This is a genomic window from Geodermatophilus saharensis (assembly GCF_900188205.1).
GTDB classification, from domain to species: domain Bacteria; phylum Actinomycetota; class Actinomycetes; order Mycobacteriales; family Geodermatophilaceae; genus Geodermatophilus; species Geodermatophilus saharensis.
This window is the reverse complement of record NZ_FZOH01000007.1, coordinates 224,117-237,261: the sequence shown is the minus strand read 5'-3', so window position 1 is coordinate 237,261 and position 13,145 is coordinate 224,117. Positions and strand designations below refer to the sequence as shown.

Annotated in this window: 14 protein-coding genes; 12 read left to right on the top strand and 2 right to left on the bottom strand. The window is 76.1% G+C overall.

The features are described 5' to 3' along the window. The first annotated feature begins 112 nt into the window (after positions 1-112). From ftsH to CHC04_RS17590, 6 genes are read left to right on the top strand one after another with little or no spacing between them, the layout of a single operon-like run. Positions 113-2,164 (top strand): ATP-dependent zinc metalloprotease FtsH, encoded by a 2,052-nt coding sequence (gene ftsH, locus CHC04_RS17615; RefSeq protein WP_245817384.1) that lies wholly within the window; start codon positions 113-115, stop codon positions 2,162-2,164. Between the two features lie 31 nt (positions 2,165-2,195). Next, the gene (gene folE / locus CHC04_RS17610; protein WP_089405224.1) at positions 2,196-2,813 is read left to right on the top strand and encodes a GTP cyclohydrolase I FolE; all 618 of its coding nucleotides are present in this window, start codon (positions 2,196-2,198) and stop codon (positions 2,811-2,813) included. A 10-nt stretch (positions 2,814-2,823) separates the two neighbouring features. Continuing rightward, on the top strand, positions 2,824-3,687 hold the full coding sequence (gene folP / locus CHC04_RS17605; RefSeq protein WP_281252253.1) for a dihydropteroate synthase: 864 nt from the start codon (positions 2,824-2,826) through the stop codon (positions 3,685-3,687). Next, positions 3,680-4,147, top strand: a complete 468-nt coding sequence (gene folB / locus CHC04_RS17600) for a dihydroneopterin aldolase (RefSeq protein WP_089405223.1) — start codon at positions 3,680-3,682, stop codon at positions 4,145-4,147. Before folP ends, folB begins: the two co-directional genes overlap by 8 nt. Then, on the top strand, positions 4,147-4,650 hold the full coding sequence (gene folK / locus CHC04_RS17595; protein ID WP_089405222.1) for a 2-amino-4-hydroxy-6-hydroxymethyldihydropteridine diphosphokinase: 504 nt from the start codon (positions 4,147-4,149) through the stop codon (positions 4,648-4,650). Before folB ends, folK begins: the two co-directional genes overlap by 1 nt. Then, on the top strand, positions 4,647-5,165 hold the full coding sequence (locus CHC04_RS17590) for a DUF3180 domain-containing protein (protein ID WP_089405221.1): 519 nt from the start codon (positions 4,647-4,649) through the stop codon (positions 5,163-5,165). Before folK ends, CHC04_RS17590 begins: the two co-directional genes overlap by 4 nt. Here the strand turns inward: CHC04_RS17590 and CHC04_RS17585 are convergent. Next, the gene (locus CHC04_RS17585; protein WP_176450067.1) at positions 5,162-6,361 is read right to left on the bottom strand and encodes an ABC transporter ATP-binding protein; all 1,200 of its coding nucleotides are present in this window, start codon (positions 6,359-6,361) and stop codon (positions 5,162-5,164) included. The genes CHC04_RS17590 and CHC04_RS17585 overlap by 4 nt on opposite strands. A 39-nt stretch (positions 6,362-6,400) precedes the next feature. Between CHC04_RS17585 and CHC04_RS17580 the strand changes: the two genes are divergently transcribed. The 4 genes from CHC04_RS17580 (at position 6,401) to CHC04_RS17565 (ending at position 10,377) form a co-directional block, all read left to right on the top strand. After that, positions 6,401-7,096 (top strand): ABC transporter permease, encoded by a 696-nt coding sequence (locus CHC04_RS17580; protein ID WP_217897428.1) that lies wholly within the window; start codon positions 6,401-6,403, stop codon positions 7,094-7,096. Then, complete coding sequence (locus tag CHC04_RS17575) at positions 7,093-7,830, top strand: ABC transporter permease (RefSeq protein ID WP_089405220.1); 738 nt, start codon at positions 7,093-7,095, stop codon at positions 7,828-7,830. The genes CHC04_RS17580 and CHC04_RS17575 overlap by 4 nt, the downstream gene beginning before the upstream one ends. Positions 7,831-7,987: 157 nt before the next feature. Further along, complete coding sequence (locus tag CHC04_RS17570) at positions 7,988-8,995, top strand: glycine betaine ABC transporter substrate-binding protein (protein ID WP_089405219.1); 1,008 nt, start codon at positions 7,988-7,990, stop codon at positions 8,993-8,995. A gap of 191 nt (positions 8,996-9,186) precedes the next feature. Then, positions 9,187-10,377, top strand: coding sequence for a hypothetical protein (locus CHC04_RS17565; RefSeq protein WP_089405218.1), 1,191 nt, complete (start codon positions 9,187-9,189; stop codon positions 10,375-10,377). Here the strand turns inward: CHC04_RS17565 and CHC04_RS17560 are convergent. After that, positions 10,299-11,045 (bottom strand): SDR family oxidoreductase, encoded by a 747-nt coding sequence (locus tag CHC04_RS17560; RefSeq protein WP_217897427.1) that lies wholly within the window; start codon positions 11,043-11,045, stop codon positions 10,299-10,301. The genes CHC04_RS17565 and CHC04_RS17560 overlap by 79 nt on opposite strands. A 301-nt stretch (positions 11,046-11,346) precedes the next feature. Between CHC04_RS17560 and CHC04_RS25375 the strand changes: the two genes are divergently transcribed. Then, entirely contained in the window at positions 11,347-12,291 is a 945-nt protein-coding gene (locus CHC04_RS25375; RefSeq protein WP_089405297.1) for a Rossmann-like and DUF2520 domain-containing protein, read from the top strand. Continuing rightward, the gene (gene panC, locus CHC04_RS17550) at positions 12,288-13,142 is read left to right on the top strand and encodes a pantoate--beta-alanine ligase (protein ID WP_089405217.1); all 855 of its coding nucleotides are present in this window, start codon (positions 12,288-12,290) and stop codon (positions 13,140-13,142) included. Before CHC04_RS25375 ends, panC begins: the two co-directional genes overlap by 4 nt. Positions 13,143-13,145: the final 3 nt, after the last annotated feature.

Below are 13,145 nucleotides of genomic sequence, written 5' to 3'. Positions count from 1 at the left end.
TACGACGCCTGACCGAGCGCCAGGGTGCCCGCCCGGGTCGCGCGGAGCGTCACCCGGACGATCAGGAGGGTCGACGGGCCAGGCCGGCGCCCCGGCCGCCCGGCATCGGTGTATGGAACGCAAGAAGATCTTCCGCTCCGTGTGGTTCTGGGTCGTGCTCGTCGTCCTGGTGGCCCTCGGCCTGTCCGCCCTGTTCAGCGGCGGCTCGGCCTACGAGCCGGTCCAGACCTCCGTCGCGCTCCAGCAGATCGAGGACGGCAACGTCGAGTCCGTCACGATCAACGACAAGGAGCAGACGCTCGACCTCGACCTGCGGGACCCGGTCGACGGCAACTCCCAGATCAGTGCCTCGTACCCGATCGGCGCCTCCGACGACGTCTTCGCCCTGGTCTCCGGGCTCGGCCCGGACGGCCAGCCCGCCGGTGACGGCGTCGACTTCACGACGAACGTGACGCAGGACAGCGTCCTCGTCAGCGTGCTGATCAGCTTCCTTCCGTTCCTCATCCTGCTGCTGCTGCTGTTCTGGCTGTTCAACTCCATGCAGGGCGGCGGCCGCGGCGTCATGGCCTTCGGCAAGTCCAAGGCCAAGGTGGTCAGCAAGGACACCCCGAAGACGACGTTCGCCGACGTCGCCGGGGCCGACGAGGCCATCGAGGAGCTCCAGGAGATCAAGGACTTCCTGGCCAACCCGGTGAAGTTCCAGGCGGTCGGCGCGAAGATCCCCAAGGGCGTGCTGCTGTTCGGCCCGCCCGGCACCGGCAAGACCCTGCTGGCGCGCGCGGTGGCCGGTGAGGCCGGCGTGCCGTTCTTCTCGATCTCCGGGTCGGACTTCGTCGAGATGTTCGTCGGTGTCGGCGCGAGCCGGGTCCGCGACCTGTTCGAGCAGGCGAAGACCAACGCGCCGGCGATCATCTTCGTCGACGAGATCGACGCCGTCGGCCGGCACCGCGGCGCCGGGATGGGCGGCGGGCACGACGAGCGCGAGCAGACGCTCAACCAGATGCTCGTCGAGATGGACGGCTTCGACGTCAAGGGCGGCGTCATCATGATCGCCGCCACCAACCGGCCCGACATCCTCGACCCGGCGCTGCTGCGCCCGGGGCGCTTCGACCGGCAGATCGCCGTCGACCGGCCCGACCTGGAGGGCCGCAAGCGGATCCTCGAGGTGCACGCCAAGGGCAAGCCGCTCGCGCCCGACGTCGACCTCGAGACCGTCGCCCGCCGCACCCCCGGCTTCACCGGTGCCGACCTCGCCAACGTGCTCAACGAGGGCGCGCTGCTCACCGCCCGCGGCAACGGCACCGTCATCACCGACGCCGTCCTCGAGGAGGCGATCGACCGCGTCATCGCCGGCCCCGAGCGCAAGACGCGGGCGATGAGCGAGAAGGAGAAGAAGGTCACCGCCTACCACGAGGGCGGGCACGCCCTGGTGGCGCACGCACTGCCCAACCTGGACCCGGTGCACAAGGTGACCATCCTGCCGCGCGGCCGCTCCCTCGGGCACACCCTCGTGCTGCCCACCGAGGACAAGTACACCCAGACCCGCTCGGAGATGATCGACACCCTCGCCTACGCCCTCGGCGGGCGCGCGGCCGAGGAGCTGGTCTTCCACGAGCCGACCACCGGCGCGGGCAACGACATCGAGAAGGCCACCTCCATGGCCCGCGCGATGGTCACCCAGTACGGCATGAGCGCCAAGCTCGGCGCGGTCAAGTACGGCAGCACCGACTCCGAGCCGTTCCTCGGCCGGGACATGGGCTCGCGGCCGGACTACTCCGAGGCCGTCGCCGCCGACATCGACGGCGAGATCCGCGCGCTCATCGAGGCCGCGCACGACGAGGCGTGGGAGATCCTGGTGGAGTACCGGGCCGTCCTCGACCAGCTCGTGCTCGAGCTGATCGAGAAGGAGACCCTCTCCAAGGAGGACATGGCCCGCATCTGCGCGCCGGTCACCAAGCGGCCCTCGCTGGCGCCCTACAACGGGTTCGGCAAGCGCACGCCGTCGGACCAGCCGCCGGTGCTCACCCCCGCCGAGGCCGCCGCGGCCAACGGCCACGGTGCCGGCCACGGGGCCACCGCGGTCGGGGCCAACGGCAACGGCACCGGGTTGGTCAAGGGCGGCACCAACCCGGTGGGGGACGTCGGCGCACCCGTCCAGCGGTGAGCGGGCGCGCGAGCTCGGCGGGGGGCGCGGCATGAGCGTGCTCCCCGAGGAACCGGAGGACGAGGTCGGTCCCGACCTCGCTCGGATCGACTCCGCGCGCGCCGAGGCGGCCGTGCGCGAGCTGCTTCTCGCGGTGGGGGAGGACCCCGACCGGCCCGGGCTGCGCGACACCCCCGCCCGGGTGGCGCGCGCCTACGCGGAGACCTTCGCCGGCATCTGGCAGGACCCGGGGGAGATCCTCGCGACGGTCTTCGACGAGGACCACGACGAGCTGGTGCTGGTCAAGGACATCCCGATGTACTCGACCTGCGAGCACCACCTGGTGCCCTTCCACGGCGCCGCGCACGTCGGCTACATCCCGGGCGAGGACGGCCGGGTCACCGGGCTGTCGAAGCTGGCCCGGCTGGTCGACGTCTACGCGCGCCGGCCGCAGGTGCAGGAGCGGATGACCCGGCAGATCGCCGATGCCCTCGCCGAGCACCTCAAGCCGCGCGGCGTGATCGTCGTCGTCGAGGCCGAGCACCTGTGCATGGGCATGCGCGGGATCCGCAAGCCCGGCTCGACCACGGTCACCTCCGCCGTGCGCGGCATCTTCCGCGACAACGCCGCCACCCGCGCCGAGGCGATGAGCCTCGTCCTGGGTCGATGAAGCCTGGCCGGTGAACGCGCCCGGGGCGCAGCTGCTGCACCCGGGGCGGTGCGTGGTGATGGGCGTCCTCAACGTCACGCCCGACTCCTTCTCCGACGGCGGCTGCTTCGCCGACCGGGACTCCGCGGTCGCGCACGGCCTGGCGATGGCCGCCGCGGGCGCGGACTACGTCGACGTGGGCGGTGAGTCCACCCGCCCCGGCGCCGACCGGGTCGACGCCGCCGAGGAGCGCCGCCGCGTCGTCCCCGTCGTCCGGGACCTGACCGCCGCCGGGGTCCGGGCCAGCGTCGACACCACCCGCACCGAGGTCGCCCAGGCGGCGCTGGCGGCCGGGGCGGTGCTGGTCAACGACATCAGCGGCGGGCTGGCCGACGACGGGATGGCCGCGCTGGTCGCCGACGCCGGCGTCCCGTGGGTGCTCATGCACTGGCGCGGCCACAGCCGGGAGATGTACGCCCGCGCGGAGTACGACGACGTCGTCGGCGAGGTCTGCGCGGAGCTGTCCGCGCGGGTCGACGCCGCGCTGGCCGCCGGGGTCGACGCCACCCAGCTCGTGCTCGACCCGGGCCTGGGGTTCGCCAAGCAGGCCGGGCACAACTGGGCGCTGCTCGCCGCGTTGCCCCGGGTGGTCGCCCTCGGCCTGCCGGTGCTGGTCGGCAGCTCCCGCAAGTCCTTCCTCGGCCGGCTGCTCGCCGGCCCCGACGGGGCGCCGCGCCCCGCGGCCGGGCGGGACGCCGCCACCCTCGCCACCACCGTCCTGGCCGCCGAGGCCGGCGCCTGGGGGGTGCGCGTCCACGACGCCGCCGCCTCCGCCGACGCCGTCCGCACGGTGGCCGCCGTCCAGCGCGCCCGCGAGGAGGCCCGCCGTGACTGAGCAGCCCACCCCCGGCCGCGCCACCCCCGACCGGATCGCCGTCCGCGGGCTGACCGCGCACGCCCACCACGGCGTCTACGGCTTCGAGCGCGAGAACGGGCAGACCTTCTCCGTCGACGCCGTCCTCGAGGTCGACACCGCCCCGGCCGCCGCCACCGACGACCTCGCGCTGACGGTCAACTACGCCGAGCTCGCGCAGCGGCTGCACGCCGTGCTCACCGGCGAGCCGGTCGACCTGCTCGAGACGCTGTGCCGGCGGCTGGCCGACGTCTGCCTGGCCGACCCGCTCGTGCAGGCCGCCGAGATCACCGTGCACAAGCCGCAGGCCGACCTCGGCGTCCCCTTCGACGACGTCACCGTGACCATCCGGCGCACGAAGGACCCTCTCCCCCTCTCCCCTCGCACGCTCGGGGGAGCCTCCGGAGAGGGCCGGGGGACGGAACTCGAAGGGCGGTCCTGATGAGCCGCGCCGTCCTGTCCCTGGGCGCCAACCTCGGCGACCGCGCCGGGGCGCTGCGCGGCGCCATCGAGGCGCTGCGGGCCGACGGGCTGGTCGCCCGCTCCCGGCTCTACGAGACCCCGCCGTGGGGTCCGGTCGAGCAGCCGCCCTACCTCAACGCCGTGGTGGTCGTCCGCGGCGACCGCGACGCCGCCGGCTGGCTCGCCCGCGCCCACGAGCTCGAGCAGGCCGCCGGGCGCACCCGCGAGGTCCGCTGGGGGGCGCGCACCCTCGACGTCGACGTCGTCACGGTGACCGGCGACGACGGCACCCCGGTGCTCACCGACGACCCGGTCCTCACGCTGCCGCACCCGCGCGCCCACGAGCGCGCGTTCGTACTGGTGCCGTGGCTGTCGCTGGACCCCGCCGCCGTCCTGCCCGGCCGCGGCCCCGTGGCCGACCTGGTGGCCGCGCTGCCGCCGGCGGACGTCGCCGCGGTCGTGCCGTGGGAGCACCTGCGGTGAGGCCGGTCAACCGCCGCGACCTGGTGGTGGTCACCGCCGGGCTGGCGCTGGCCGCCTGGCTGGTCGTGCGGGCCACCTACGGGTCGCTGCCGCCGCTGCGCTGGTGGCTGCCGGTGCCGCTGGCCGTGCTGGCGGTCGCGGAGGCGCTCGGCGCCCGCACCCTGCGCGGCCGCCTCGCCGCCCAGCGCGCCGCCCGCCGCGGCGGGCCGCGCCGCGAGGAGCCCGGCGCCCCGCTGGTGCGCCCGGTCGAGCCGATGCTGGTCGCCCGCCTGGCGGTGCTCGCCCAGGCCAGCGCCTACGTGGGCGCCGTCTTCACCGGCGTGTGGGCCGGCGTGCTGCTGCACGTGGCGCCGTCGGTGTCGCGGCTCTCGGCCGCCGGCAGCGACACCGTCACCGCCGTCGTCGGGATCGCGTGCGCCGCGGCGCTGACCGCGGCGGCGCTGTGGCTGGAGTCGGTCTGCCGGGTCCCGCCCGACGGCGACGACGAGCCGCCGGGCGACGGCGCCCGCGCCTAGCGTCCGGGTACGGCGGCGCCGGCCGTCTCGGGGGCCGTGCCCTCCACCGACCGGCGCAGCGCCCGGTGCAGCGACTCGGGGGTGAGCACCCCGAGGAAGACGTCGCCGTGCAGCACCGCGACCCAGCCGGCCTCGTGCTGCAGCATCGTCGAGAACGCCGTCTTGAGCGTCGCGTCGACCGGCACCCAGGCGTCCATCCGGCGCGCCGCCGACCCCACGGTGCCGGCGCCGTGGGCGCGCTCGGCCGACAGCCAGCCGTGCAGCCGGCCGTCGTCGTCGAGGACGACGGCCCACCGGGCGCCGACGGCGGCCATCGAGGCCCGCGCGTCGGCCAGCCCGTCGGCGACGTGCACCACCGGCGGCCGCTCCAGGTCGTCGACCGAGATGCCGGTGACCGCCAGCCGCTTGAGCCCGCGGTCGGCCCCGACGAAGTCGGCGACGAACTCGTTGGCCGGGCGGCCCAGCAGGTCGGCGGGCGCGGCGAACTGCTCCACGTGCCCGCCGTAGCTCATCACCGCGATCCGGTCGCCGATGCGGACGGCCTCCTCGATGTCGTGGGTGACGAACACGATCGTCTTGCGCACCGTCTCCTGCAGCCGGAGGAACTCCGTCTGCAGCCGCTCGCGCACCACCGGGTCGACCGCCGAGAACGGCTCGTCCATGAGCAGGACGGCGGGGTCGGCGGCCAGCGCCCGCGCCACGCCGGCCCGCTGCCGCTGCCCGCCGGAGAGCTGGGCGGGGTAGCGGTCGCCCTGGACGGCGGGGTCCAGGCCCACCGTGGTCAGCAGCTCGTCGACCCGCTCGCGGGTGCGCCGCCTGTCCCAGCCGAGCAGCCGCGGCACCGTGGCCACGTTCGCCCGCACCGTCTGGTGCGGGAACAGCCCGACGTTCTGGATGACGTAGCCGATGCGGCGGCGCAGCCGGTCGGCGTCGACGCGGGTGACGTCCTCGCCGCCGAGCAGGATCCGGCCCGTCGTCGGCTCGATCACCCGGTTGATCATCTTCATGGTCGTGGTCTTGCCGCAGCCGGAGGGCCCGACGAGGACGCTGAGCTCACCGGCGGCGAAGGTCAGGTCCAGCCGCGCCACGCCGACGGTGCCGTCGGGGTAGGTCTTGCTCACCCCCTCGAGCCGGATCTCCTGCGCGGTGCCGTCGGGAGCACTGCTGTGCGGGGCCCGGGCGGCAGTAGCGTCCACGGGGTGACCTCCCTCGGTGCGCGCCCTCTGTTGGACGCGGTGAGCGACCCCGTGGTGGGGCTGCTCGCGGTGGACGAGGCACCGAACCCCTGGTTCGACCCGTCCTACGTGACCGACAACTGGGACACCATCCTGTCCTACACCGGCGAGCACGTCCGGCTCACCGTGCTCGCCGTCGTCATCGGCGCGGCCCTCGCGCTGCCGCTGGCGCTGGTCGCCCGCCGCAGCCGCTACCTGTCGGCACCGGTGCTGGGGCTGTCCACCGTCGTCTACACGATCCCGTCGCTGGCGCTGTTCGCGCTGCTGGTGCCCTTCACCGGGCTGTCGTCGAACACCGTGCTCGTCGGCCTGGTCGCGTACTCGCTGGTGATCCTGGTGCGCAACTTCCTCGCCGGCCTGCAGGGCGTCCCCGCCGACGTCCGCGAGGCCGCGCGCGGGATGGGGTTGTCGGCGGCGCAGACGTTCCGCCGGGTGGACCTGCCCCTCGCGCTGCCGGCCTTCATGGCCGGGCTGCGGATCGCGACGGTGTCCACCGTGGCGCTGACGACGGTCGGCGTCCTGGTCGGCCACGGCGGGCTGGGTCAGCTGATCACCGGCGGGTTCGCCGCGAACTTCTACCGCGCCGAGATCGTCACCGGCGCGGTCGGCTGCGTGCTGCTCGCACTGCTGGCCGACGTGCTGCTGGCCGCGGCGGAGCGGGCGCTGACCCCCTGGACGCGGGCGGTGCGGGCGTGAACGACTTCTCGCGGGCGCTGGTGTACCTCAACGACCCGTTCAACTGGACGCGGCCGAACGGGATCGCCGACCTCGCCGTCGAGCACCTGGTCATCTCGGCCGTCGCGGTGCTGGCGGCGATGGTCGTCGCGCTGCCGGTCGGCACCGCCCTGGGCGCCTCGCGCCGCGGCGGCGGGGTGGTCGTCGTGCTGTCCAACGTCAGCCGCGCGGTGCCCACCCTGGCGCTGCTCACCCTCTTCGCGGTCAGCCCGATCGGGTTCGGCAACCGGGCGACGACGATCGCGCTGGCCGTCTTCGCCGTCCCGCCGATCCTGACCAACACCTTCGTCGGGTTCCGCGGCGTCGACCCCGAGGTCCGCGAGGCCGCCCGCGGCATGGGCATGAGCCGGGTGCAGGTGCTCGGCCGGGTGGAGCTGCCTCTGGCCCTGCCGCTGGTGATGACCGGCATCCGCACCGCCGCCGTCCAGGTGGTGGCGACGGCGGGGCTGGCCGCGCTGGTCGGCGGGGGAGGGCTGGGCCGGCTGATCAACCTCGGCTTCGGCCAGCAGGACTACGGCGTCATGATCGCCGGGGCGATCCTCGTGGCCGGTCTGGCGCTGCTCACCGAGGCGCTGCTGGCGCTGCTGTCGTGGGCGGTCACCCCCGGACCCCGCCGGTTGCCCTTCCTGCACGTCAGGGCCTCGAAGACGCCCGGCGGCGTTCCGGAACCGACGGCCAGCGGCGTTCCGCTGTGAGGCCGGTCCCCGGCTGAGCGCTCCCGTGTAACGACCGGACAACACATCCGTGCCGTCATTGCCCCGCGCCGAGCGTGGACGGTTGCATGTGCGCGCGGGAACCCCCGCCAGACACGCGTCGCGGCCCACGCCGCACGGGACACAGAAGGCGGACAGCATGCGTCAGCCACGCGCACTCGCCCCCCTCCTCCTCGCCGGGCTGCTGCTCACCGCCGCCTGTGGCGAGTCGGGGTCCTCCGGCACCGGCGGCTCCACCGCCAGCGGTTCGGCCGCCAGCGGCGACGCCTGTGCCCCGGTGGCCGGCGACCAGCTGGTCGTCCTCGAGGACGACCAGCAGCTGCAGAACGCCGACAACATCGTCCCCGCGGTCACCTCGGCCACCGCCGCGGCGAACCCGGCCCTGCTGCCGGCCCTCGACGCGGTCTCCGCGGCGCTGACCACCGACCAGCTCATCGAGATGAACGCGGCGGTCGACCTCGAGCGGCAGAGCGCCGAGGACGTCGCCGCCGCGTGGGTCGAGGAGAGCGGGGTGACCGACGGGCTCGAGCAGGGCAGCGGGCCGATCATCGTCGGCGCCGGGAACTTCACCGAGTCGACCATCCTGGCCAACGTCTACGCCGGGGTCCTCGACGCCGCCGGCTTCGACGCCAGCGTGCGCGAGGTCGGCAACCGCGACCTCTACCTGCCGGCCCTCATCTCCGGCACCGACCTGCAGGTGTTCCCCGAGTACCTGGCCACCGTCACCGAGGCCGTCAACCGCCAGGTCAACGGCCCCGACGCCGCGCCGATCGCCAGCGGCGACGCCCAGGCCACCCGCGACGCCCTCCAGCCGCTGGCCGACCAGGTCGGCCTCACCTTCGGCACCCCGTCGGAGGCCGCCGACCAGAACGCCTTCGCGGTGACGCAGGAGTTCGCCGACCAGCTGGGCGTCAGCACGCTGTCCGAGCTCGCCGACGCCTGCGGGGACGGCTCGCTGGTCCTCGGCGGCCCGGCGGAGTGCCCGACCCGGCCGTACTGCCAGCCGGGGCTGGAGCAGACCTACGGCCTGGAGTTCGCCGAGTTCCGCGAGTTCGACGCCGGTGGTCCGGCCACCAAGGCCGCGATCCAGCAGGGCGAGGTCTCGATGGGCCTGGTCTTCAGCTCCGACGGCGCCCTCGCCCAGTAGGAGGACCCCTCTGCAGGGTCCCGCCGCTCGCACGCTCGCGGCGGGACCCTGCAGAGGGGCCGAGCCGGCGCGTGTCGCGGACCACACCTGCTTACCCGGGGAGCGAGGCCGCCGCATGCGGGCGGGGCGCGCGGCACACGGGACGACTGCGTGCCGCGGTCAGGGCCTCGCTCACCGTTACCCTGGGTGCCGTGCGGACGACGGGGGAGGGCAACGGCGGGCCCCGGTCGTCCCGGCGGGTCGCGGGGCTGGCGCTCGGCTGCGTCGCCGCCGTCGGCGCCACCGCGGTGGTGTTCCTCAGCGACGACCCGCAGGTGCTGCGCGTCGCGGTGGTCGCCGTCGCCTGGGCCTGCCTGCTGGCCGCCTTCGCCACCGCCCGCCCCGCCCGCCCCGCCCGCGACGACGACCGCACGCCCGGAGCCGCCGGCCCGGCCGGGACGGGCTCGGCCGTCGGGGCCCAGCGGGAGGCCGAGCTCCGCGCCGCCCACCGGCGCGACCTCGACACCCTGCGCGAGACCGAGCGGAGGCGCACCGAGCAGGTGCGCCGCGACGCCGAGGCCGCCGTCCGCCGGGAGCTCGAGGCCCTGCGCGCGGAGGTCGCCGGCCTGCGCGAGGGGCTGTCCGGACTCGACGCGCTGCGCCGCGAGGTGGCCGCGACCGGGGCGCTGCACGCCGAGCTGCACGCCGGGCTGGCCGGGCTGGGTGCGCTGCGGGCCGACGTCGGGCGGCTGCGCGCCGAGCTGGGCGACCGGCTCGCCGGCCCGCTCTCGGGGGAGATGCGGGTCGAGCGGGTGGTGATGCACGCCCAGTCGGTCCGCACCGGGCCCGGCCGCGAGCCGCTGGAGCCGGCCACCGCGGCGTGGTCGGCCGACGTCGCCCGCGAGCTGACGGGCGACTGGCCCGCCGTCCCCGCCCCGCCCGCTCCCGTCGCCGTCCCGGCCGCGCCGGAGCCCGCGCCGGTGGCCCGCCCGCTGCCCGCCGTCCCGGTTCCGCCGGCCGCCGACCGGGGGCACCCGGCCCGCCGCCGCACCGATGCGCCGGCCGCGCCGCACGCCCCGGCGACCTACGAGCGGCCGACCGTGCAGCGCCCCGCCGTGCACACCGTCGCGGCCGGCCACGCCGGCACCACGGCCGTGCCCGCCGGACCGGCCGCGGGCTCACCCGACGACCCGGGCGCCGCCCGGCTCGCGGAGATCCTCGCCGAGAGCGGCGTGCGGCCCGGCGGTCGCCGGCGCCGCTACCGCGACGACGGGTCGGACGACGGCACACCGGACCAGGACGTGCTGGCCCGGGTGCTCGGCCGTCAGGCCGGACCCCGGGAGAGCGCGCCGCCGTCGAGCACCAGGGTCTGCCCGGTGACCCAGCCGGCGCCCAGCAGGTAGGCCGCGGCCTCGCCCACGTCCTCGGGCTCCCCGAGCCGGCCGGCGGGGTAGGCGCGGGCGGCCTCCTCCTCGCGTCCCTCGTACAGCGCGCCGGCGAAGCGGGTCTTGACCACGGCCGGGGCCACCCCGTTGACCGTCACCCTCGGCCCCAGCTCCACGGCCAGCTGGGTGACCAGGTTGACCAGCGCCGCCTTGCTCACGCCGTAGCCGCCGATCATCGGCGAGGACTTCAGCCCGGCCACCGAGGCCACCACCAGCACCGAGCCACCGTGCTCGGCCATCCACGCCCGCCAGGCCTCCTGCACCAGGCCCAGCGTGCCGACGACGTTGGTGTCGAGGATCTTGCGGAAGGCGTCGAGGTCGAGGTCGACCATCGGGCCGTAGACCGGGTTGATGCCGACGTTGCCGACCAGGTGGTCGAGGCTGCCGAAGCGCTCGACGGCGGTGCGCACCGCCTCGGCGCGGTGCGCGGCGTCACCGGCGTTCCCGGCCACGCCCACCGCGACCTCCGGGCCGCCCAGCGCGGCGACCGCCTCCTGCAGCGCCTCCGGCTTCCGCGCGGTGAGCACCACCCGGGCGCCCCGGTCCACCAGGCTGCGCGCGATCGCCAGCCCGATGCCGCGGCTGCCGCCGGTGACCAGTGCCGTGCGTCCCTCGAACGTGCCCACGCCAGCCCCCTCGTGTCCGCCGGCGGCCGCGTCGGCGCCGGTGCCGCCGCCCACGGTAGGGAGCGCCCGCGGGCGGCCTCCGACCCGGGCACCGTGACCCACTCCACAGGGCGGCGCGTTGCCACCGGCGGCGGGCCGACCCACACTCGCCATCAGCGAGCCGTCCGCGTGACACACCCGGTCGCAGCGGGCGCCCCGCCGGCACACCCGAGCACCACCCGCACCCCTCCGGGGCGTCGACGACGACGGCCCGGCCACCGAGTCCGGTACCCGCGAGGGACTGGAACGAGAGGTGACCGCGATGCCTGCTGCCCGCAGGACCCCCCGCGCCGCCGGGCTCCCGCCCGCCGACAGCGCCCCCGCCCGGCTCCGGGTCGGGATCATCGGTGCCGGCCGCGTCGGCGCCGTCCTCGGCGCCGCCCTCGCCGCCGCCGGCCACGACGTGGTCGCCGCCTCCGGCCTGTCCGCCGCCTCCGCCGAGCGCGCCCGCCGGCTGCTGCCCGGCGTCCCGTTGCTGCCCGCCGACGAGGTCGTCGCCGCGGCCGACCTCGTCGTCCTCGCCGTCCCCGACGACACCCTCACCGGGCTGGTCGCCGGCCTGGCCGGCACCGGCTCCTGGCGCGCCGGCCAGATCGCCTTCCACACCTCCGGCGCCCACGGGTTGTCCGCCCTCGAGCCCGCCGAGCGGGCCGGCGTCCTGCCGCTCGCCCTGCACCCGGCCATGACCTTCACCGGCGTCCCCGAGGACGCCGACCGGCTGCCCGGCACCCCCTTCGGCGTGACCAGCCGGCCCGCCCACCGGCCGGTCGCCGAGACCCTGGTGCTCGAGATGGGCGGCGAGCCGTTCTTCGTCGCCGAGGACGACCGGCGGCTCTACCACGCCGCGCTGGTCACCGGCGCCAACCACCTGGTCACCCTCGTGGCCGAGGCCGCCGACCTGCTGCGCGCCGCCGGCGTCGACAGCCCCGCCCGGGTGCTCGCCCCGCTGCTCACCGCCGCGCTGGACAACGGGCTGCGCCGCGGCGACCGCGGGCTCACCGGGCCGGTCAGCCGCGGCGACGTCGGCACCGTCGCCGACCACCTCGAGACGCTCACCGACCGGGCTCCGGCGTCGGTCGCCGCCTACGTCGCGATGGCGCAGCGCACCACCGAGCGTGCGGTGGCCGCCGGCCGGCTCAAGCGGCACGAGGGCGCCCCGCTGCTCGACCTGCTGTACGAGGCCGCCGACCCGGCGGGCTCGCGGTGACCACGAGCACCCGGCCGGTCGTCGCCGAGACCGCGGCGCAGCTGCGGGAGGTCGTCGCCGGGCTGCCCGGCCCGGTCGCCCTGGTGCCCACCATGGGCGCGCTGCACGAGGGTCACCGCACGCTGGTGCGCACCGCCCGCGAGCGCGCCGGGAGCGTGGTCGTCTCGGTGTTCGTCAACCCGACCCAGTTCGGCCCCGGCGAGGACCTCGACCGCTACCCGCGCACCTGGAACGCCGACCTCGACGCGCTCACCGAGGAGCGTGCCGACGTCGTCTTCCACCCGCCGGTCGACGAGGTGTACCCGCCCGGCGCGCTCGGCGTGACCGTCGACCCCGGCCCGCGGGGCGCGGTGCTCGAGGGCGCGGTGCGGCCCGGGCACTTCGCCGGCGTGCTCACCGTCGTCGCGAAGCTGTTCGGCCTGGCCCGGCCGGACCTCGCGGTCTTCGGCGAGAAGGACTACCAGCAGCTCACCCTCGTCCGGGCCATGGTCCGCGAGCTGGCGCTGCCGGTGGAGGTCGTCGGTGTGCCCACCGTCCGCGAGGACGACGGCATGGCGCTGTCGAGCCGCAACCGCTACCTCTCGCCCGGGGAGCGCGCCCGCGCCGCCACGGTGAACCGGGCGCTGCGCGCCGGGGCCGACGCCGGCCCGCGAGGCGCCGAGGCCGTCCTCGCCGCCGCGCGGGAGGTCCTCGCCACCGCGCCGCAGCTGGTGCCCGACTACCTCGAGCTCACCGACCCCCACCTCGGCCCCGCGCCCGCGGCCGGCCCCGCCCGCCTGCTGGTCGCCGTCCGCGCCGGCAGCACCCGACTCCTCGACAACACCGCCGTCCTGCTGGGAGGCCACCGATGATGC